Genomic DNA, 20,561 nt, shown 5'->3' on the forward strand with positions numbered 1-20,561 from the left:
TAGATGGGACGTTTGGAATAAATGGGACTTCTGGACACATGGCGCGCACGCCGCGCCGCCGGCGCGCGCGGACCTTACGGGCTGATCGTGGCCGGCGTACTGGTTGCGCTGGCCGCCGCGCTGGCCGTGCTGCCGGCGCGCTGGCTGATGCGCTTGGTCGATGACGATGGCCTGTTCGCCATCGTCGACGCCAGCGGCACGATATGGAATGGCACGGCCTTGCTGGCCTTGGGGCCGGCCGGTGCGCGCCGCACCTTGCCGCAGCCCGTCAGCTGGCAATGGACGTGGCACGGCGTCATGCTGGCGCATCCTTGGCTGGGCAGCACGGTACGCCTGGCGCCGGCCTGGCGCGGCCTGGCTACGCCGACTTTTTCAGTATCGGCCGGCACCATGCGCCTGCCCGCGGAGATCCTGTCCGCCTTCGGTTCGCCGGTGAATACGCTGGCGCCCGGCGGCAATCTGGAAGTGCGCTGGCCCGATTACGATGCGGGTGTCGCGCGCGGGCCGGAGCTGCTGCAGGTGCAATGGAGCGACGCCACGTCGGCGCTGTCCATCGTGCGACCGCTGGGCAGCTATCGCCTGCAGGCGATGCAGGGCAAAGGCGGCGGCAAGGGCAATGACGTGCAGGTCATGCTGACGACGCTGAATGGACCGCTGAAAGTGCAGGCCTCGGGCGTGTGGAACGGCCGCCGGCTGACGTTGAACGGCACCGCGGAACCGGATGCCGCCGCGCCGGATACCACGCGCGCGGGCCTGGAAACGTTGCTCTCCGCCATCGGCCGGCGCAACGGGCCGCAAAGCCTGTTCGGGACAGGGAAGTAGCTTTACGGTTGGCCCGTACATACGCGGCCGCAGGGAAAAATTAATAGAAAAAACCCCAAGGGGATTTTTCTATTTGGAACCTACGGAATATCGCCTGGCATGGAGGACTTTCGTCCGCGTCTACGCGAGACGTAGACCCACGATAAAAAATAATGGGCAAATCCCCTTTGGGGGATTTGCCCATTTAATATCATGGAACATCGCCCTGGCACAGGAACTCTGTCCACCCACCAGGCGCGTCGCGTCAATGATCCCGCGTCACGCGGACGATTTCCTCGGGTGACGTCACCCCATCGCGTACCCAGCGCTCGCCGTCCTGGCGCATGGACCGCATGCCCGCGGCCACGGCCGCGTGGCGTAGCGCCTGTTCGTCGCGTCCTTCATGCACCAGGCGTCGCACCTCTTCGTCCACCACGAACAACTCATGGATGCCGGTACGGCCGCTGTATCCCGTGTGATTGCAATGCGGGCAGCCCACCGGACGGTAGACCACCTGGCCGTCCTCTTCATGCGGCGCGCGGCAATGCTTGCACAGCCGGCGCACCAGGCGCTGCGCCAGCACGCCCAGCAGCGACGAGGCCAGCAGGAAAGGCTCGACACCCATGTCAGTCAAACGCGTCACCGCCGACACCGCATCGTTGGTGTGCAGCGTGGCCAGCACCAGGTGACCCGTCAACGAGGCCTGCACCGCGATCTGCGCGGTCTCCAGATCACGGATTTCGCCGATCATGATGACGTCCGGATCCTGGCGCAGGATGGCGCGCAGAGCCAGGGCAAAACTCATGTCGATCTTGCTGTTGACCTGGGTCTGGCTGACACCGGGCAGGTCGTATTCGATCGGGTCCTCAACCGTCAGGATATTGCTGGTGCTGGCATCCAGCCGCCCCAGCGCGGCATACAGCGTGGTCGTTTTACCGCTGCCGGTGGGACCGGTCACCAGCACGATGCCGTGCGGCTGCCGGATCAGCTTGTCCAGCTTGCCCAGCAAGCCGGCATCCATACCCAGCTTCTCCAGCTCCAGGCGCCCCGCTTCCTTGTCCAGCAAGCGCAGCACGGCGCGTTCGCCATGGCCGGTGGGCAGCGTCGACACCCGTACATCGATGGGCCGTCCGCCCACGCGCAAGGCAATGCGGCCGTCCTGCGGCAGGCGCTTTTCGGCGATGTCCAGATGGGCCATGATCTTGATACGCGAGATCAGCGCGGCATGCAGGGCCTTGCGCGGCGACACCACGTCGCGCAGCGTGCCGTCGACGCGATAGCGCACCACCGAATGCGTTTCGAAAGGCTCGATATGGATATCGCTGGCATTATCGCGCGCGGCCTGCGTGAACAGCGCGTTGATCATGCGGATGACCGGAGCGTCGTCCTGCGCCTCCAGCAGATCGGCGACCTCGGGAATGTCCTGCATGAGCCGGTCGAGATCGATTTCGTTCTCGGCCGCGCCCATCACCGTCGCCGCGTCGCCCGTGTCGCTATACGACGCCGTCAGCAAGGTCTCCAGCACCGCGTCATCGACCAGCTCGACGGGCAGCTCGCCATGCCGGCGGCGGATCTCGGCCAGCGCCCAGGACGGCGTGCGCGCACTGATGGTCAAGCGCGCCCGGCCCGCCTGCGTCGACAGCACGGCACGCTGCGCGCGCGCCCAGGCATAAGGCAGCGGCGGCAAGGCGCTCATGGCTGCGTCACCAGCTCCGGCTTGTAGCCCAGCTGCTTGAGCAGGGACAAGGCCGTGTCCACGCTGCGCGCGTCGCGCGGCACCTGCGAGCGCACCACATAGCCCTGGCCGCCGGGGCCGGGCTGGTCGTAGGCGTCCAGGCCGCTCATGCGCACCCGCGCGGCGATGCTTTGCGCCTGGTCCTGCCCGTTGGCGGTGGCGAATTGCAGCGTGGTCTTGGTGGCCTTGCCATCCCCATACAAGGCGGAGGGGTCGGTGGCGATGGTCACGCCTACCGGCAGATTGGCACGGATCACTTCATCCGGGGGCCGCGGCGTCTCGGGCAGCTGGCGCACGGCGAACGATTGCGTGGACTGCGGCGGCGATTGCTGCTGCATGGTCTGGGCGGCGTTGCCCGGACGCAGGTCGTAGGTACCCGCGGGCGCGGGTGAATTCGATACGCCGGGCACATTGGCCGGCGGCAGGATGGGCGCATTCATGTCCGGCAAGGCCCAATGGTCGCCCGGCTGCACCACGCTCTGCGCGCGCCGCATGTAGTTGTAGCGATCCAGCGTCACGCTCCTGCTGTCCTCGCTGCTGCGTATGACGTGCGGGCGCAGGAACACCATCAGGTTGGTTTTCTCGCGGCTGCGGGAATCGTCGCGGAACAGGGCGCCGAGGATGGGGATGGAGCTCAGGCCGGGAACGCCCGAATTGGTCGTCGAGACGCTGTCCTGCAACAGGCCGCCCAGCACGATGATCTGGCCGTCGTCGATCAGCACACTGGTGTCGATGGCGCGCTTGTTGGTGACGATGCCGCTGGTGCTGGTGGAGCTGGCGGTATCGATGGAGCTGACTTCCTGGTAGATGTCCAGCTTGACCGAGCCGCCTTCGGAAATCTGCGGCCGGATGTTCAGCTTCAGGCCCACGTCCTCGCGTTCGATGGTCTGGAAGGGATTGCTGCTGTTGCCGCTGCCGGAGGTCACGTACTGCCCCGTCACGAAGGGCACGGTCTTGCCCACCATGATGCTGGCCGCTTCATTGTCCAGGGTCATCAGGTTCGGCGTGGACAGGATGTTGGCGCCGCCGTTGGTCTTCAGCGCATTGGCCAGCAGGTTCAGGTTGAGGATCTGGCCGACACCGGGAATGGTGGTGGTGCCGCGCAGCAGGCCCACGCTCAGGCCGCCGGGCAAGGCGTCGATGGTGCTTGCCGCGCCGGTCAGGTTCAGGCCCGTGCCGCCGAAGTTGGAGCCGCCGATCACCGACGTGCCATTGGTATTGAGCCCACCATTTGTGGCACCGAACCACTGCACGCCGATCTGCGCCGCCTCGCTTTCGGTGACTTCGACGATCATGCTTTCCACCAGCACCTGGGCGCGGCGCTGGTCCAGCATGTCGATGACTTCACGCAGGCTGCGGTACTGCGGCTCGTTGGCGGAAATGATCAGGGTGTTGGTGGCCGGGTCGGCCTGCACCGTCGCGCCGTTGCCCGAGTAGGAAACGGGCTGCATATTGTTGCTGCCGTCGACCCGGGCGATGGCCTGCTGCTGGCCTGATCCGATGCCGCTGCTGGACGACGAGGTGCCGGTGGCGCTGCCGCTACCCATGCCGGTAGGCGTATAGGTGTTGCCGCTGCCGCCCTGGCTGTTCTGGCTGCCGCCCTGCTGCGCGGCCGCAGCGCCGCCATTGCGTTGGCCCTGGCCGCCGGCGCCATTGGCCCCCGGCGCGTTGGCGCCCTGGCCGGTCAGCAAGCCGCCCAGCACGGCCGCCAGGCGCACGGCCTGGGCGTTGCGCAGATACACGACGTGCAGATTGCCGGCGCCGGCCTGCTGTGTGTCCAGCTTCAGCACCAGATCGCGCGCCAGCGCGGTACGCGCCGGGCTGCCCGAGCGGATCACCACATTATTAGTGCGCGGATCGGCCACCACGGCGATCCGTTGGGTGGCGTCGGCGCTTTGCTGCTGGGCATCCAGCAGTTGCGACGCCAGCGCCGCCACGTCCGAAGCGATGGCATAGCGCACCGGCACCACCGCCGTGTCGATCGACGTGGGCACGTCGATGCTGGCGATGACGCGCGCGATGCGCTCCATGTTGTCGGCGTAGTCGGTCACCACCACGGTGTTGTTGCCGGGATAGGCGTTGACCGGATTGTTGGGCGGCACCATGGGGCGCAGCACCGGTACCAGGTTGGCCGCGTTCTCGTACTTCAGCGGGAACACGCGCGTCACCATTTCGCCGCCCGCCGCGCGGGCGGGGGCGGCGGCGGCGCCACCGTAGCCGCCATTGCGGCCGTTGCTACCCGGCCCGCGCCGATCGAACTCCTCTACCGACAAGGCACTGCCCTGCAGCTTGGCGTCGGCCTCCGGCACTACCCGCGTCACACCGCCGACCTCGACGATGGCATAGCCTTGCAGGCGCAGCGAACCGGCCAGCATATTCATCGCGGTCTGGCGATCCACCGGCTGGTCCGACACCAGCGTCATCTTGCCCTTGACGCGGGGATCGTACAGATAATTCCGTTTTGTAAATAGCGACAAGGCGCGCAATACCGCCGGGATGTCGACATCGACGAAATTGAGGGAGACCTTGTCGTCGGTACTACGCGCCGGTTGTTGCGCAAACGCCGTAAGGGGGACACCCAAGGCGAGGGTGAGAGACAGAGTTGCGGCGGTGAGCCGTTGCAGAACGCGTAGCATGGTTCCATCGTCGTTATGGCCAGAAGCGCGGCGATTATACTGATCGCGTCGCAATATTACTGTCATAAACAACGATGTAATACCAGTCATAATTGCCGGCGATATTAATCGCCAATAGCGCCGCGCAGCCGGCACGCCCCGGCCAGCTTGACGATCGTCGCTGGCGCCGTTGTTACCAGCAAGCGCCGCTTTATTAAGAATTCTTCATAAATGCCTTCCTATCGCTATACCGCCACCGATGCGCTGGGTAAAACCGTGCGCGGACTGATCGACGCGGATACCGCACGAGGCGCCCGCAATCAGCTACGCGCCCGCGGTTTGTTACCTTTGACGGCCGAACCCGCCGCCGGTGGCGGCAGCGGCGCGACCACGGCGCGCGGCTTGTTCGGCCCGAAACTGAACGACAACGACCTGGCCTGGCTGACCCGGCAACTGGCCAGCCTGCTGGCGGCCGGGCTGCCGCTGGATGCCGCGCTGAGCGCCGCACAGGACCAGGCCGAACGCAAGCACGTGGCCGAAGTGCTGGCGGGCGTGCGCGCCGACGTGCGCGCCGGCCACCGGCTGGCGGAAGCCCTGGCGGCGCGGCCGCGCGACTTTCCCGAGATCTACCGGGCGCTGGTCACCGCCGGCGAAGAGTCCGGCGAACTGGCCACCGTGCTGGACAAACTGGCTGTGTACATCGAAGACCGCAATGCCTTGCGCAGCAAGATATTGACGGCCTTCATCTACCCTTGCGTGGTCGGCTGCGTGTCGGTGGTGATCGTGATGTTCCTGCTGGGCTACGTGGTGCCGCAGGTGGTCTCGGCCTTCACGCAAACGCATCAACAACTGCCATTCCTCACCCGCGCCATGCTGGCGCTGAGCGACTACGTGCGGCAATGGGGCTGGCTGACGGGGCTGGTGATTGCCGGCGTGGTGTTCGCGTGGCGCCGCACGCTGCGCCTGCCCGCCGCGCGCCTGGCATGGCATGCGCGGGTGCTGCGCCTGCCGCTGGCGGGCCGCTTCGTCATGGGCGTGAACGTGGCGCGTTTCGCCTCGACCCTGGCCATTCTTACCGGCAGCGGCGTGCCGCTGCTGCGCGCACTGGATGCGGCGCGCCAGACCCTGGGCAACGATCGCCTGCGCGGTGCTGTCGACGACGCCACCGCGCGGGTGCGCGAAGGTGCGTCGCTGGCCTCGTCGATGCAGGTGCAGCGGGTGTTCCCTTCCCTGCTGGTGCACCTGACCGCCAGCGGCGAGAAAACCGGCACGCTGCCGGCCATGCTGGACCGCGCCTCGTCCACGCTGGCGCGCGAACTCGAACGGCGTGCCATGGCCATGACGGCCCTGCTGGAACCGGCCATGATCCTGCTGATGGGAGGCTTCGTGCTGATGATCGTGCTGGCAATCATGATGCCCATCATGGAAATCAACCAGATGGTGCGTTAATGCGGGGCCAGGCAAAAAGATTGACTCCCCCCACATAAAAGAAAGCCGCTCCCATACGGGGAGCGGCTTTCGTAAAACACATGGCAAGCCAGCAGTCCTTGCAGTCCGCGTTCCGGCGCCAGGCCTGCCCCTCAGCACTCGACGATATTCACCGCCAGCCCGCCGCGCGCCGTCTCCTTGTACTTGGTCTTCATGTCCGCGCCGGTCTCGCGCATGGTCTTGATCACCGAATCCAGCGATACATAATGGTGGCCATCGCCACGCAGCGCCATGCGGGCGGCGTTCAAGGCCTTCACCGACGCCATCGCGTTGCGTTCGATACAGGGAATCTGCACCAGGCCGCCGACCGGATCACAGGTCAACCCCAGGTTGTGCTCCATGCCGATCTCGGCGGCGTTTTCCACCTGCGACACATTGCCGCCCAGCACGGCGGCCAGCGCGCCGGCCGCCATCGAACAGGCCACGCCCACTTCACCCTGGCAGCCCACTTCCGCGCCTGATATCGAGGCGTTGTACTTGTACAGCAAGCCGATGGCCGCGGCCGTCAGCAGGAACTCGTGTATCCCGGCGCGGCTGGCGCCCGGCACGAAGCGATCGTAATAGTGCAGCACCGCCGGAATGATGCCGGCCGCCCCATTGGTGGGCGCGGTGACCACGCGGCCGCCGGCGGCGTTTTCCTCGTTGACCGCCATGGCGTACAGATTGACCCAGTCCATCACCGACAAGGGATCGGACAGGGTGCGTTCCGCCCGCTGGGTCAGGTGCCGATAAAGCTCCGGCGCGCGGCGGCGCACGCGCAACGGCCCGGGCAGCTCGCCATCCGCTTCCGGATGGTCGATGCCACAGCCGCGCGTCACACAGTCCTGCATCACGCGCCAGATGTCGTCCAGGCCCGCCAGCACGGCTTCTTCCGTGCGCCACATCTGTTCGTTGCGCAGCATCAGGCCGGCGATGGACAGGCCGGCGTCCTCGGCCATGCGCACCAGCTCGCGGCCGGTGCGGAAAGGGAAAGGCAGTTGATCGTGCGCGGCGATCACCTGGCTGTTCGACGCTCCCGCCGTCACCACGAAGCCGCCGCCCACCGACAGGTAGCGCGCTTCGCGCAGGCTGGCGCCCTGGGCGTCGAAGGCATGGAATTTCATGCCGTTGGGGTGTTCGGCCATGGCTTCGCGGCGATAGAACATCAGGTGCTCCTTCTCGACGAAGGGCACGGCGTGCTCACCCAGCAGCACCAGGCTGCGGCTGGACCGAACCTGCTGGATCAGGCCGGCGATGGCATCGGGGTCCACCGTATCCGGCGCCTGCCCCATGAGCCCCAGCAATACGCCCTTGTCGGTGCCGTGGCCCTTGCCCGTGGCGCCCAGCGAGCCATACAGCTCGGCCCGCACCCTGGCCACCGCCGGCATCAGCCCGTCGCGCTTGAGCCCGGTGGCGAACAGCAAGGCCGCCCGCATGGGCCCTACGGTGTGCGAGCTGGAAGGACCGATGCCGATCTTGAACAGGTCGAAAACAGAAACAGCCAAGGTAACCCCATCTCTTGTCGTGGCGGCTGGCCGATCAGCTACGCGCCCCTGCCACCGTAATCAGTGTGACGCCATCATATACCCGGCGTTTCACAGGCCGGCGACCCGCCCTGGCGCTTCGCCAAAAAAGCCGCTTATGGCACGCATAAGAATATTTATGAGAACGTTTTCATTCTCGATTCGACCCAGGGCAACTTCTCGTGCGATGATTCCGCCTATGTTCGGAATCATCACGCTACTCGACTTCGCTGGCTATGTCGCCCTCCTCCTGTGGGGCGTGCACATGGTGCAGACGGGAGTCCAGCGCGCGTTCGGAGCGGCCCTGGGCACGTTCCTGGGACGCGCATTGGGCACCCGCCTGCGCGCCTTCTGCGCGGGGCTGGCCATCACCGCCGCCCTGCAAAGCAGCACGGCCACCGGCCTGATGATCACCGGCTTCGCGGCCGGCGGCGTGGTGGCCCTGGTACCGGCCCTGGCCGCCATGCTGGGCGCCAATGTCGGCACCACCTTGATCGTGCAGCTGCTGTCCTTCGACCTGACGGCGCTGGCTCCCATCCTGATCCTCGTTGGCGTCTGGATGTTCCGCCGCTATCCGCCGGGACTCACACGCGACCTGGGCCGCGTGTTCATCGGCCTGGGCCTGCTGCTGATGTCGCTGCATTCCCTGGTGGACCTGTTCGCGCCCTTCCAGACCGCGCCGCTGCTGCGCACCATCCTGGATGCCCTGGCCACCCAGCCGGTCGCCGCCATGCTGCTGGCCGCGGCCCTGACCTGGGCCGCCCATTCCAGCGTGGCCGTGGTGGTCCTGATCATGTCCATGGCCAGCCATCATCTGGTAAGCGGACCGGCCGCCTTCGCCATGGTGCTGGGCGCCAACCTGGGCACGGCCATCAATCCCATCATCGAAGGGGTCACGGGCGACGATCCCGCGGCGCGCCGCCTGCCCTTGGGCAATCTGCTGACCCGCCTGGCCGGCGTGGTGCTGGGGCTGCTGCTGTTGCCCTGGGTGCAGCCGTGGATGGAGGGGCTGTCCGACGATGGCGCGCGCGCGGTGGCCAATTTCCACACCCTGTTCAACGCCGTCATCGCGGTGGTGTTCCTGCCCTTCCTCACGCCCTACGGTGCGCTACTGACGCGCTGGCTGCCCAAGCGCGCCAACCCCGACGATCCTTCGCTGCCGCATTACCTGGACGAGGCGGCGCATGACGTGCCGGCGGTGGCATTGGGCAATGCCTCGCGCGAAGCGCTGCGCATGGCCGACATGCTGCAGACCTTGCTGCTGCTGGCCCGCGCCGGCTTCAAGCGCGACAACCGCCATCGCCTGGTGCAGGCGCGCCAGCTGGACAGCGCGCTGGACAAGCTGGAGACGGCCATCACCCTGTACCTGGCCACGCTGGATCGGGAGAACATGACCAGCGACGACACGCAGCGCATGGAAGAGATACTGGCGTTTGCCAGCAATATCGGCCATGCCGCCGATGCCGCGTATCACGGCCTGCTGGCGCATGCGAACAAGCTGCGCAAGCAGGGCCTGGTGTTGGCGCCGGAGCAGCGCGCGGAGCTGGACGAGGTGCTGGGCCAGCTGCTGGCCAACGAACGGCGCACAGCCGCCCTTTTCGTCAACGCCGACCTGCGCCAGGCACGCGCGCTGGCGGGTGAGAAGGAAAGGCTGCGGGCGCTGGAAATCCGCGCGTCGGAAGCGCATCTGAACAAGATCAAGTCGGGCCAGGTGGATGCCGCCGAAGTCGGCCAGGTCTACCTGGACATCCTGCGCGACGTGAAGAGCATCAACTCGCACCTGGTCGGCGCAGCGGCTTATCCAGTGCTGGCCAAGCAAGGTGAACTGCTGCCGAGCCGGCTACGGGAAAGCGTCAACGAAGCGGGGAATTGAAACCGGGCCGAGCCCGCCCGGGCTGCGTGGGAACGCGGGCAGCGACCCGCGCCACGGCCGCGCCCTTGCGGCGCGGCCTCGCCCGCTTAGTTCAAATATTGCGCGAACCAGTCCACCAGGCGCTTCCAGCCGTCCTTGGCCTCGGTTTCGCGATAGCTGGGACGGTAGTCCGCGTAGAACGCATGGCCGGCATCCGGATACACCACGAACTTGGACGCCTTGGCCGCCGCGTTGCCCTGCGCCAGCTTCACCTTGACCTGTTCGATGGTATCCAGCGGAATGCTCTCGTCCTTGGCGCCATACAGGCCCAACACGGGACCGTGCACCTTGTCGGCGATATCGACCACGAACTGCTTGATGAGCGGGCCGTGGCCCGTCGTCACCTTGCCGTACCACGCCACGCCGGCCTTCACGTCGGGATTGTGCGCGGCATACATCCAGGTGATGCGGCCGCCCCAGCAGAAGCCCGTGATGCCCACGCGCTTGGCGTCGCCGCCGTTTTGCGCGGCCCAGGCCACGCTGGCGTCCAGGTCGGACATGACCTGCTCGTCCGGCACCTTCGAGACGATCTCGGCCACCAGCTTGGGGATGTCGGTATAGGTCGACGCATCGCCCTGGCGTTCGTACAGGTTCACGCCGATGGCGAAATAGCCTTCCTTGGCAATGCGGCGGCAGACGTCCTGGATATGTTCATGCAGGCCGAAGATTTCCTGCACCACCAGCACGATGGGCAGGCTGGTCTTGCCTTCGGGCAAGGCGTAATAGGCCGGCACCGTGCCGTCCTTGACGGGCAGGTCGATCAGGCCATGGGTCAGGCCTTGCGGGCTGGTGTGGATGACCGTGGGCTGCACGGTACCGGCGGCGGGAGCAAAACTCATGGTGGGTTCCTTGTCGTGGGACGGGGGAAACCCTGATTATGCCTGCGCCACACTGACCGGCAACTAAAGCCGGACGCCCATCAATGCGCCTGCTCCCAGTTCTTGCCCACGCCCACCTCGGCCACCAGCGGCACATGCAGCTCTGCCACGCCGCACATCAGTGCGGGCAACCGTTCGCGCACGAGTTCCAGCTCATCGTCGGGCACTTCCAGCACCAGTTCATCGTGCACCTGCATGATGATGCGGCTGGCCAGCTGTTCCTTGTCGATCCAGCCCTGCACCGCCACCATCGCCAGCTTGATCAGGTCGGCGGCCGTGCCCTGCATGGGCGCGTTGATGGCGGCCCTTTCAGCCGCCTGGCGGCGCGGCCCCGAACCGCCGTTGATTTCCGGCAGCCACAGGCGGCGGCCGAACACCGTCTGCACGTAGCCTTGCTGGCGTGCCAGCACGCGGGTCGACTCCATGTACTGCGCCACGCCCGGATAGCGGGCGAAATAGCGGTCGATGTACGCTTGCGCCGCATCGCGCGTGATGCCCAGGTTGGACGCCAGGCCGAACACACCCATGCCGTAGATCAGGCCGAAATTGATGGCCTTGGCCGCGCGCCGCTGCTCGGTGGCGACATCCTGCAGCGCCACGCCGAACACCTCCGCCGCGGTGGCGCGGTGGATGTCCTCGCCCGCCGCGAAAGCCCGCTGCAGGTTGGCATCGTCGGACACGTGCGCCATGATGCGCAGCTCGATCTGCGAATAGTCGGCCGACACCAGCACGCCACGCTGCGGCACGAAAGCCTCGCGCACGCGCCGGCCTTCCGCCGTGCGCACGGGGATGTTCTGCAGATTGGGATCGGACGACGCCAGGCGGCCGGTGATCACCGCGGCTTGCGCATAGTGCGTGTGCACGCGGCCGGTGGCCGGATTGATCATGCGCGGCAGCTTGTCCGTGTAGGTGGACTTCAGCTTGGCCAGGCCCCGGTATTGCAGCAACACCTGCGGCAGCGGATAGTCCTGCGCCAGCTTGGTCAGCACTTCCTCGTCGGTGGACGGCACGCCGCTCGCGGTCTTGCGCACCACCGGCAATTCCATCTTGCCGAACAGGATCTCGCCCAGCTGCTTGGGTGAGTTCATGTTGAAGGGCTGCCCCGCCAGCTCGTAGGCACGTGCCTCCAGCGTCAGCATTTCCTGGCCCAAGGCATGGCTCTGGCGGCCCAGTTCGTCGGCATCGACGCGCACGCCGGTGCGCTCGATCCGCAGCAACACCTCGGCGACCTGCAATTCCAGCTTGTAAACGAACTCCAGCCCGCTTTCTGCGCTCACGCGGGGGCGCAGCACATTGTGCATCTGGATGGTGAAGTCGGCGTCCTCGGCCGCATAGAACCCGGCCTTCTCCACCGCCACTTCATCGAAGCCGATCTGCTTCGCCCCCTTGCCGCACAGTTCCTCGTAGGTAACGCCCTTGCGGCCCAGCCAACGCTGGGCCAGATCGGCCAGGCTGACGCCGCGATGCGACTCCAGCACGTAGGCCTGCAGCATGGTGTCTTCCTGCACGCCGGCCAGCTTGATGCCTTCATTGGCGAAGACGTGGGCATCGTATTTGGCGTTATGCAGCAGCTTGCCCGCCTGCGCGTTTTCCAGCCAGGGCTTGAGACGCGCCAGCACCTCGGCCATCGGTAATTGTTCGCCGGCCTCGGGGCCGCGATGCGCCAGCGGGATGTAGCACGCCGTGCCAGGTGTCACGCACAGGGAAATACCCACCAGGCGCGCCTGCATCTCGTCCAGGGAGGTGGTCTCCGTATCCAGCGCTACCAGCGGCGCGGCCTCGATCAGGGCCAGCCAGCGCTCGAAGCCGGCCCAGTCGGTGATCACCTGGTAATCGGTCTGTTCGGGCGCCGTGGGCACCACTACCGGCGCGCGCGCGTCGCCGGTCGGAACATGTTCGGACTCCCCGCTGATTTCGCGCAGCCAGGTGCGGAAACCATAGCGATCGTACAGCTCCAGCAGGACCTCTTTGTCCACCTCGCGCGGCAGCAGATGCTCGGGCGCAACGATGGTTTCGCCCAGGTCGCAATCCCGCTTGACCGACAGCAGCTCGCGCGTCATCGCGAAGCTGGGGATGGCCGTGCGCAGGTTATTGCCGGCCACGCCCTTGATGCCGGCGGCCGCTTCGATCAGCTTGTCGACGCTGCCATGTTCGGTAAGCCATTTCACCGCGGTCTTGGGACCCACCTTGTCGACACCGGGCACGTTGTCGACGGCGTCGCCGATCAGCATCAGATAGTCGACGATGCGGTCCGGGGGGACGCCGAATTTCTTCACCACGCCGGCCGGATCCAGTACTTCGCCGCTCATGGTGTTGACCAGCGTGACGTGATCATCGACCAGCTGGGCGAGATCCTTGTCACCGGTGGACACCACCGTTTTCAAGTCATGTTCCGTGGCGATGCGGGCCAGCGTACCGATGACATCGTCTGCCTCCACGCCCTCTACCGCGAAGACGGGCCAGCCGAGCGCGCGCACGGCTTTGTGGATAGGCTCGATCTGTGCTGCAAGGTCCTCGGGCATGGGCGGCCGATGCGACTTGTATTCGGGATAGATATCGTCACGAAAAGTCTTGCCTTTGGCATCGAAAATGCACGCGGCATACTCTGCCTTATGATCTTGGACCAGCTTGCGCAGCATATTGATCACGCCATAAATCGCTCCCGTGGGCTCGCCTTGCGCGTTACGCAAGTCAGGCATGGCATGATAGGCACGGTATAAGTAGCTGGAACCGTCAACCAATAACAGGGTTTTATTCATGTTGAAAGTGGCAGATGGCAAGGAGACTCCTGCCGGTACGCAAATACCGGTGATTATGTCAGAGTTGCATAACGCAGCAGAAAAGCTGGGCCATATCGGTCCGGCCGTCAGTGTATTCGGCAGTGCCCGCATCAGCCGGGAATCCCCTTTTTATGACAAGGCGCGCGCGGTGGCGGACGCGCTGGCGCAGGCGGGGTTCGCCGTGATCGCCGGCGGTGGGCCGGGCATCATGGAAGCCGCCAACAAGGGCGCTTTCGAGGCCCAGGGCACCAGCGTCGGCTTGAACATCAAGCTGCCGCACGAGGCCAGCAATAACGCATTCCAGACAATCAGCCTGGATTTCGAATATTTCTTCTCGCGCAAGGCGACGTTCTTCATGCACAGCTTCGCCTATGTCGCCCTGCCGGGCGGCTTCGGCACGCTGGACGAGTTGTTCGAGGCGCTGACCCTGGTGCAGACCGGCAAAGTGCCGCCCGCCCCCATCATATTGATGGGCAGCGAGTTCTGGGAAGGCGCCGTCAAATGGCTGGCGAAGACGGTGTTCGGCAACGGCATGATAGGCCAGCGCGACCTGGAGCTTTTCATCATCGAGGACGATCCGGCCAAGGTGGTCAAGCACGTGGTGGACTTCCACACGCAGTTGCTGTCGCAGGAACGCTACGAGCCGTCGCTGCCCGCCTGAGGGGGGCGAGGCGACGGGCAAATGGTACCGCGCGGGTGACGCGCGGCCGCGCGGGCGCGCCGTCGATACAGCCTGCTTGATCAGGCTGGCGCCGTTGCAGCCGTAGGCCGCAACGGGCGGCGTCCTCGATGTCGGCTGGCCCGGAGAACACGTGCCGGTGCCGAGTCTGCAGCAGGCCGTGCCGGTGCGGCACGGTGGAATAAATTGCACCACTTCTGTTCACTTGACTGACAAATGCCCCATTTTGGGGCATTTTTTTGCCCTTTATGGGGCCTGGAAAGGCCACGCACGACTTCCTGCCCCGGGCCGGTGCACCTGCAAACTGGCATACATCTTGCGTTCGGTCAGGGGGCACGCCATGTGGCGCGTCCCCGATTTTCGACCGGCGTGTCATCGCATACCGACCCGTCGCCTGCTGACCCGCCGACTTCCCCACCGACCGCATGAATGGATTCCTGCCTCTGCTGGGCGCGCCGCATACTGGCGGCTGGCGCGCTTCGCTGGCCCTGGGCCTGGCGCGGCGTGGACCGCGCACGGTCCTGGCGCGCCGAACGCACGTCGGACCGTTGAACGTGCAGAAGGCGCTTTATCCCGAGCCCGATCCGGCGATCTGCCATCTGACCCTGCTGCATCCGCCGGGTGGCCTGGCGGGCGGCGATCGCCTGGCGCTGGATCTGGAGCTGGAGGCCGAGAGCCATCTGGTGCTGACCACGCCCGGCGCCACCAAGTGGTACAAGACCAGCCCCGATCATCCTGCCCATCAGGATGTCCGCATCACGCTGGGACGCGGCGCGCGACTGGACTGGCTGCCCCTGGAAAACATCTATTTCGATCACAGCGAAGCACGCCAGAGCCTGGAGTTGCGCTTGGCTGAAGGCGCCACCGCCATAGGCTGGGATGCTGCCCTGCTGGGCCGCCAGGCTTCCGGCGAGACGTGGCGCGCGGGTTCGCTGCGCACGCTTACCCGCTTGCGGGACGCCAGCGGCCGGTTGCTGTGGACGGAGCGGCAGGTGCTGCAGGCCGATGCCGCCTTGCGCGATGCGCCGCAAGGGTTGGGCGGCCAGCCCGCCTACGGCACCCTCTGGGCCGTCGCGCCCGCCTGTGACAGTGCGTTGGCGGAAGCGTGGGCGGCCGGCCTGGCGTATGAAACTGGGGCGGGGCCGGCCGCAGAATCGGTATCAGCCACGGGGCTGGGGCTGGATTCGGGCTCGGGCTCGGGCTCGGGATCCGGACTGCGGCTGCGTGCTGGCATTACCAGTCCGGTTCCAGGGCTGATCCTGGTGCGCGCCGTTGCCGACAACATCGAACCGATACGCCTGCTCTTCAACGATCTCTGGCTTCGTCTGCGCCCGCTGGTCCATGGCGTACCCGGCCGGCCTTTGCGTTTGTGGGCGACATGACGGCCTTTCGCCATAGCGCCCTGCCGCCGATCGCCCGCCGCCTTATCGCCAATGGGCAATCGGCGATTGGCCAGCAACCGCTGAGAAATTGATTATCTCCGTACATCCATCCTCTGGAATCTCATGAAGCTAACGCCCCGAGAGAAAGACAAACTGCTGATCTTCACCGCCGCCCTGCTGGCGGAGCGGCGCAAGGCGCGCGGCCTGAAGCTCAACTATCCGGAAGCCGTCGCCTACATCAGCGCGGCGCTGATGGAAGGCGCCCGCGACGGCCGCAGTGTGGCTGAACTGATGGACTTCGGCACCACCTTGCTAAGCCGCGACGATGTCATGGAAGGCGTACCCGAAATGATCCCCGACGTACAAATCGAAGCCACCTTCCCCGACGGCACCAAGCTGGTCACCGTCCACCACCCAATTCCGTAGAAAAGTGCCGCGCATCCCGCGCCCGCCCCCTGACACCATTCCAACAAGAGAGGCCCCCATGCACCGCTCCCGCATCGCCCGCACCGCCGCCTTGCTCGCCCTCCTGGCGGCGGGCGCCGCCCAGGCCCATCCCGGCCACGAACACATTGCCGAAGCCGCCGGCTGGGCCACCAGCGCCGCCGACGGTTTCATGCACCCGCTCACCGGCGCCGACCACCTTTGCGCCATGATCGTCCTGGGCGTCTGGAGCGCCATGACCAGCCGCCGCGTGTGGCTGGCGCCGCTCGCCTTCGCGTCGGTGCTGCTGCTCGGCGCCCTGCTGGGCCTGGCGCGCGTGCCGCTGCCCGCCGTCGAGCCGATGATCGCCGCGTCTCTGCTGGTGCTGGGCCTGCTCACCGCCACGCGCGCGCGCCTGCCGGAGATCGCCGGTGCCGCGGTGGCCGGCGTTTTCGCCCTGTTCCACGGCCATGCGCACGGCTACGAACTGCCCGAGGCCGCCAGCGCCCTGCCCTATATCGCCGGCTTCATGGTGGCGACCATCACCCTGCATTGCGTCGGTATTGCCGGCGGCCTGGCGCTGCGCCGTGGCGGCGCCTGGCTGCCGCGCGCGGCGGGCCTGGGCGTGGCCGCCTATGGCGTGCTGCTGCTCGCCGCCTGAGCGGCCTGGCCGGCGCGCCGGCCCTGGCGCACACCCTGAGACCAATACGCAAGACCGCCAAGACTTGATAAGGATCCCATCATGATTCCCGGAGAACTGCTGGTTGACGACGGCGAGATCGAACTGAACGTGGGGCGTGACACGATCACGTTGACGGTGGAGAACACCGGCGACCGCCCTGTGCAAATCGGCTCCCACTTCCATTTTTACGAAGTCAACGACGCCCTGGTCTTCGATCGTGCCCAGGCGCGTGGCTTCCGCCTGAACATCACCGCCGGCACCGCCGTGCGCTTCGAACCGGGACAGCGCCGCGGCGTCGAACTGGTCGCCCTGGCCGGCAACCGCGAGGTATATGGCTTCTCCGGCCGCGTCATGGGGAAACTGTGATGCGCCCGTTCACCGCTACTGGAGCCCCAGCATGAGCCTGAAAATCGGCCGCCGCGCCTATGCGGAAATGTTCGGCCCGACCACCGGCGATCGCCTGCGCCTGGCCGATACCGACCTGCTCATCGAAATCGAGCGCGACTACACCACCTACGGCGAGGAAGTGAAATTCGGTGGCGGCAAGGTCATCCGCGACGGCATGGGCCAGTCCCAGCGCGGCGGTGCCGACGTCGTCGATACCGTCATCACCAACGCCGTGATCCTCGACCACTGGGGCATCGTCAAGGCCGACATCGGCTTGAAGGACGGCCGCATCATGGCCATCGGCAAGGCCGGCAACCCGGACATCCAGCCCGGCGTGAACATCGTCATCGGTGCCGGCACCGAGGTCATCGCGGGTGAAGGCAAGATCGTCACGGCCGGCGGCATCGACTCCCACGTCCACCTGATCTGCCCGCAGCTCATCGACGAAGCCCTTTCCGCCGGCCTCACCACGCTGCTGGGCGGCGGCACGGGCCCCGCCACCGGCACCGCCGCCACCACCTGCACGCCGGGCGCCTGGCATATGGAACGCATGCTGGCCGCGGTGGACGGCTGGCCCATCAATATCGGCCTGTTGGGCAAGGGCAATGCCAGCCAGCCGGGGCCGCTACTGGAACAGATCGAGGCCGGTGCCATCGGCCTGAAGCTGCACGAGGACTGGGGCACCACCCCGGCCGCCATCGATTGCTGCCTGGACGTGGCCGAACGTACGGACACCCAGGTCGCCATCCACACCGACACCTTGAACGAAAGCGGCTTCGTCGAAACCACGATAGGCGCTTTCAAGAACCGTTCCATCCACACGTATCACACGGAAGGCGCGGGCGGCGGCCACGCGCCGGACATCCTCAAGGTGGCGGGCCTGCCCAATGTGCTGCCCTCGTCGACCAACCCGACGCGGCCCTATACGGTCAACACCGTGGACGAGCACCTGGACATGCTGATGGTGTGCCATCACCTGGACGCCGCCATCGCCGAGGACGTCGCCTTCGCCGAATCGCGCATCCGCCGCGAGACCATAGCCGCCGAGGACATCCTGCAGGACCTGGGCGCCATCTCGATGATCTCCAGCGATTCGCAGGCCATGGGCCGCATCGGCGAAGTCATCATGCGTACCTGGCAGACCGCTCACAAGATGAAGGTGCAACGGGGCGCGCTGGCGGGCGACGGCCGGGCGGACAACGCGCGGGCCAAACGCTATATCGCCAAGTACACGATCAACCCGGCGCTGACGCATGGCATCGCGCATGAAGTGGGTTCGGTGGAGCCCGGCAAGTGGGCCGACCTGGTGTTGTGGGAGCCGGCATTCTTTGGCGTCAAGCCCGAGATGGTGCTCAAGGGCGGCATCATCACCACCGCCTTGATGGGCGATCCCAACGCGTCCATCCCTACCCCCCAGCCGGTACACTACCGGGAGATGTTCGGCGCGCGCGCCGGCGCGCTGGCACGTGGATCGCTGACCTTTGTGTCGCAGTCCGCGTACCAGGCGGGCGTGGCCGCGCGTTATGGCTTGTCCAAGCGGGTGGTGCCGGTGCATGGCGTGCGCGCAGTGCGCAAGTCGCACATGATCCACAACGACTGGCAGCCGCATATCGAGGTCGACCCGGAAACCTACCGCGTGCTGGCCGACGGACAGGAATTGATCTGCGAACCGGCGGCGGTCTTGCCGATGGCGCAGCGCTATTTCCTGTTCTAGGCGACGGAGGATCGCTGCCCCACAGGCTACGGTTGCCAGGGCATGGCTTGAGACCCTGGCAGTCTCCCATCCCTGCCGTGCCAGCGCGCTTTATCGTAAGAACAAGGCATCATGAAACGCATCGAGAAAATCGTCGGACCTGGCCAGGGCGTGGCCAAGGCATTGCTGCGGCGCGCGGCGACGTTGACGCTGCCGTATGACCAGCGCAGCCGCAGCCGTCTGGCCGCCACGCTGGACGACGGCGAGGAAGTGGCGCTGTTCCTGCCGCGCGGCACGATATTGCGCGATGGCGATGCGCTGGTTGCCGAGGATGGCAGCTTCGTTCGCGTGGTCGCCGCGCCCCAGCCGGTGCTGCGCGCCACCTGTGTCGATCCGCATGTCCTGCTGCGGGCGGCGTATCACCTGGGCAACCGGCATACGCCGGTGGAAGTAGGTGCGGATTACCTGCAACTGGAGCTCGATCCGGTATTGCGCGACCTGCTGCTGCGGCTGGGCCTGAAGGTGGTCGAGATCGAAGCGCCCTTCCAGCCCGAAGCCGGCGCCTACGGCGGCGGGCACAAGCATGGCCATGACGAGACCTACGCCGAGGACTACGCGCTGGCGCAGCAGGTGTATCAGGACAGGCATGGTCATGATCATGACCACGACCATAAGCATGACCACGACCATAAGCATGACCATGACCATAAGCATGACCACGGTCACAAGCATGGGCATGAACACGCGCACGACCACGATCACGATCATGACCACGCCAGCTGCGGCCATGACCACGGCCACGGCGGCCACTCGCACAAACACGATGACCATGGACACGACCACGACCACGGCCACGGCCATGACCACGACAAGCCTGCTGGCGGCGCCGGCACCGGCAAGCACCGGCACTGAGCTGATCGCCCTGCTGCACCTGGCGTCACCGGCATTGCCGATCGGCGCCTTCAGCTACTCGCAGGGTCTGGAGGCCGCCATCGACGCCGGCCTCGTCCATGATGCCGCCAGCGCGCACGGCTGGATCGCCGCCGGCCTGGACGTGGCCGCGCGTGGCGAGGCGGTGCTGCTGGCCCAGCAATATCGCCACTGGGCCAGCGCCGACACGATCGCGCTGGCCGACTGCAATGACGAACTGCTGGCCATGCGCGAGTCCTTCGAATTCCGCCAGGAAACCGAGCAGATGGGCTGGTCGCTGGCGCGCCTGCTGGACGAGCTGGCCTGGGGCCCGGAGTCCGCGCGCGCCATCCTGCGGTCCATGCGGCCACTGAGCCTGCCCACCGTCTATGCCTATGCCATGCAGAGTGCCGGCGTGACGCTGCCGGAAGGCCTGCAGGCATGGCTTTTCGCCTGGACCGAAAACCAGGTCGCCGCCGCGCTCAAGGCAGTCCCCTTGGGCCAGGTGGCGGGCCAACGCATCCTGTTCGGCCTGCGCCAGGACATCGCCGCTGCTGCCGCACGCGCCGCGGTCACGCCTGTCGAAGACGCGTCCACCTTCGCCCCCATGCTGGGCATCCTGTCCGCGCGCCACGAATCGCAGTATTCAAGGCTGTTCCGGTCATGAAGCGAACTTCCATACCTCTTCGCGGCAT

At 66.3% G+C, this 20,561-nt stretch carries 16 protein-coding genes; 11 read left to right on the top strand and 5 right to left on the bottom strand.

What is annotated here, in order from left to right:
* Positions 1-21 precede the first annotated feature (21 nt).
* Positions 22-822, top strand: coding sequence for a type II secretion system protein N (gene gspN / locus CEY05_RS26400; RefSeq protein WP_088600256.1), 801 nt, complete (start codon positions 22-24; stop codon positions 820-822).
* Between the two features lie 244 nt (positions 823-1,066).
* Here the strand turns inward: gspN and gspE are convergent, their stop codons facing one another.
* Both gspE and gspD read right to left on the bottom strand, forming a co-directional pair.
* The gene (gene gspE, locus CEY05_RS26405) at positions 1,067-2,497 is read right to left on the bottom strand and encodes a type II secretion system ATPase GspE (protein ID WP_198952915.1); all 1,431 of its coding nucleotides are present in this window, start codon (positions 2,495-2,497) and stop codon (positions 1,067-1,069) included.
* Positions 2,494-5,172 carry a type II secretion system secretin GspD gene (gene gspD, locus CEY05_RS26410; RefSeq protein ID WP_088600257.1) on the bottom strand — a complete coding sequence of 893 codons (2,679 nt, stop codon included), beginning with the start codon at positions 5,170-5,172 and terminating at the stop codon, positions 2,494-2,496. Before gspD ends, gspE begins: the two co-directional genes overlap by 4 nt.
* Positions 5,173-5,382: 210 nt before the next feature.
* Here gspD and gspF point away from each other — a divergent pair, with 210 nt between their 5' ends.
* A complete protein-coding gene (gene gspF, locus CEY05_RS26415; RefSeq protein ID WP_088600258.1) occupies positions 5,383-6,600 on the top strand; it encodes a type II secretion system inner membrane protein GspF in 1,218 nt (405 codons plus the stop codon).
* A 131-nt stretch (positions 6,601-6,731) separates the two neighbouring features.
* Here the strand turns inward: gspF and CEY05_RS26420 are convergent, their stop codons facing one another.
* Positions 6,732-8,123, bottom strand: a complete 1,392-nt coding sequence (locus CEY05_RS26420; RefSeq protein ID WP_088600259.1) for an L-serine ammonia-lyase — start codon at positions 8,121-8,123, stop codon at positions 6,732-6,734.
* Positions 8,124-8,340: 217 nt separating this feature from the next.
* Between CEY05_RS26420 and CEY05_RS26425 the strand changes: the two genes are divergently transcribed.
* The gene (locus tag CEY05_RS26425; protein ID WP_088600260.1) at positions 8,341-10,014 is read left to right on the top strand and encodes a Na/Pi cotransporter family protein; all 1,674 of its coding nucleotides are present in this window, start codon (positions 8,341-8,343) and stop codon (positions 10,012-10,014) included.
* Between the two features lie 86 nt (positions 10,015-10,100).
* Here the strand turns inward: CEY05_RS26425 and CEY05_RS26430 are convergent, their stop codons facing one another.
* Together CEY05_RS26430 and polA are read right to left on the bottom strand one after the other, a co-directional pair.
* Positions 10,101-10,892 (bottom strand): dienelactone hydrolase family protein, encoded by a 792-nt coding sequence (locus CEY05_RS26430; protein ID WP_088600261.1) that lies wholly within the window; start codon positions 10,890-10,892, stop codon positions 10,101-10,103.
* A gap of 80 nt (positions 10,893-10,972) precedes the next feature.
* Positions 10,973-13,690: a DNA polymerase I gene (gene polA, locus CEY05_RS26435; RefSeq protein WP_088600262.1), complete on the bottom strand. Its 2,718-nt coding sequence runs from the start codon at positions 13,688-13,690 to the stop codon at positions 10,973-10,975.
* Between the two features lie 55 nt (positions 13,691-13,745).
* On the opposite strand from polA, the gene CEY05_RS26440 reads away from it, so the two are divergent.
* The 8 genes from CEY05_RS26440 (at position 13,746) to CEY05_RS26475 (ending at position 20,533) form a co-directional block, all read left to right on the top strand.
* On the top strand, positions 13,746-14,372 hold the full coding sequence (locus tag CEY05_RS26440) for a TIGR00730 family Rossman fold protein (protein WP_088600263.1): 627 nt from the start codon (positions 13,746-13,748) through the stop codon (positions 14,370-14,372).
* Positions 14,373-14,815: 443 nt separating this feature from the next.
* Positions 14,816-15,772 (top strand): urease accessory protein UreD, encoded by a 957-nt coding sequence (locus CEY05_RS26445; protein WP_088600264.1) that lies wholly within the window; start codon positions 14,816-14,818, stop codon positions 15,770-15,772.
* A 123-nt stretch (positions 15,773-15,895) separates the two neighbouring features.
* A complete protein-coding gene (ureA, locus tag CEY05_RS26450; protein WP_088600265.1) occupies positions 15,896-16,198 on the top strand; it encodes an urease subunit gamma in 303 nt (100 codons plus the stop codon).
* A gap of 58 nt (positions 16,199-16,256) precedes the next feature.
* Positions 16,257-16,856 carry a HupE/UreJ family protein gene (locus tag CEY05_RS26455; RefSeq protein WP_088600266.1) on the top strand — a complete coding sequence of 200 codons (600 nt, stop codon included), beginning with the start codon at positions 16,257-16,259 and terminating at the stop codon, positions 16,854-16,856.
* Between the two features lie 81 nt (positions 16,857-16,937).
* On the top strand, positions 16,938-17,243 hold the full coding sequence (locus CEY05_RS26460; protein WP_088600267.1) for an urease subunit beta: 306 nt from the start codon (positions 16,938-16,940) through the stop codon (positions 17,241-17,243).
* Between the two features lie 31 nt (positions 17,244-17,274).
* A complete protein-coding gene (ureC, locus tag CEY05_RS26465) occupies positions 17,275-18,978 on the top strand; it encodes an urease subunit alpha (protein WP_088600268.1) in 1,704 nt (567 codons plus the stop codon).
* 111 nt (positions 18,979-19,089) lie between these two features.
* Complete coding sequence (gene ureE / locus CEY05_RS26470; protein WP_088600269.1) at positions 19,090-19,869, top strand: urease accessory protein UreE; 780 nt, start codon at positions 19,090-19,092, stop codon at positions 19,867-19,869.
* Entirely contained in the window at positions 19,817-20,533 is a 717-nt protein-coding gene (locus tag CEY05_RS26475) for an urease accessory protein UreF (RefSeq protein WP_233161732.1), read from the top strand. The genes ureE and CEY05_RS26475 overlap by 53 nt, the downstream gene beginning before the upstream one ends.
* Positions 20,534-20,561 lie beyond the last annotated feature (28 nt).

This window comes from Achromobacter sp. HZ34, assembly GCF_002209485.1.
In the GTDB taxonomy this organism is placed as follows: Bacteria; Pseudomonadota; Gammaproteobacteria; order Burkholderiales; family Burkholderiaceae_B; genus Bordetella_C.

Coding starts and splice junctions, on each gene's coding strand:
- CEY05_RS26460 (WP_088600267.1), top strand. CDS start 16,938: ATGATTCCCGGAGAACTGCTGGTTGACGACGGCGAGATCGAACTGAAC.
- CEY05_RS26445 (WP_088600264.1), top strand. CDS start 14,816: ATGAATGGATTCCTGCCTCTGCTGGGCGCGCCGCATACTGGCGGCTGG.
- gspF (WP_088600258.1), top strand. CDS start 5,383: ATGCCTTCCTATCGCTATACCGCCACCGATGCGCTGGGTAAAACCGTG.
- gspD (WP_088600257.1), bottom strand. CDS start 5,172: ATGCTACGCGTTCTGCAACGGCTCACCGCCGCAACTCTGTCTCTCACC.
- ureA (WP_088600265.1), top strand. CDS start 15,896: ATGAAGCTAACGCCCCGAGAGAAAGACAAACTGCTGATCTTCACCGCC.
- ureC (WP_088600268.1), top strand. CDS start 17,275: ATGAGCCTGAAAATCGGCCGCCGCGCCTATGCGGAAATGTTCGGCCCG.
- gspN (WP_088600256.1), top strand. CDS start 22: ATGGGACTTCTGGACACATGGCGCGCACGCCGCGCCGCCGGCGCGCGC.
- gspE (WP_198952915.1), bottom strand. CDS start 2,497: ATGAGCGCCTTGCCGCCGCTGCCTTATGCCTGGGCGCGCGCGCAGCGT.
- CEY05_RS26455 (WP_088600266.1), top strand. CDS start 16,257: ATGCACCGCTCCCGCATCGCCCGCACCGCCGCCTTGCTCGCCCTCCTG.
- ureE (WP_088600269.1), top strand. CDS start 19,090: ATGAAACGCATCGAGAAAATCGTCGGACCTGGCCAGGGCGTGGCCAAG.
- CEY05_RS26440 (WP_088600263.1), top strand. CDS start 13,746: ATGTCAGAGTTGCATAACGCAGCAGAAAAGCTGGGCCATATCGGTCCG.
- polA (WP_088600262.1), bottom strand. CDS start 13,690: ATGAATAAAACCCTGTTATTGGTTGACGGTTCCAGCTACTTATACCGT.
- CEY05_RS26475 (WP_233161732.1), top strand. CDS start 19,817: ATGACCACGACAAGCCTGCTGGCGGCGCCGGCACCGGCAAGCACCGGC.
- CEY05_RS26430 (WP_088600261.1), bottom strand. CDS start 10,892: ATGAGTTTTGCTCCCGCCGCCGGTACCGTGCAGCCCACGGTCATCCAC.
- CEY05_RS26425 (WP_088600260.1), top strand. CDS start 8,341: ATGTTCGGAATCATCACGCTACTCGACTTCGCTGGCTATGTCGCCCTC.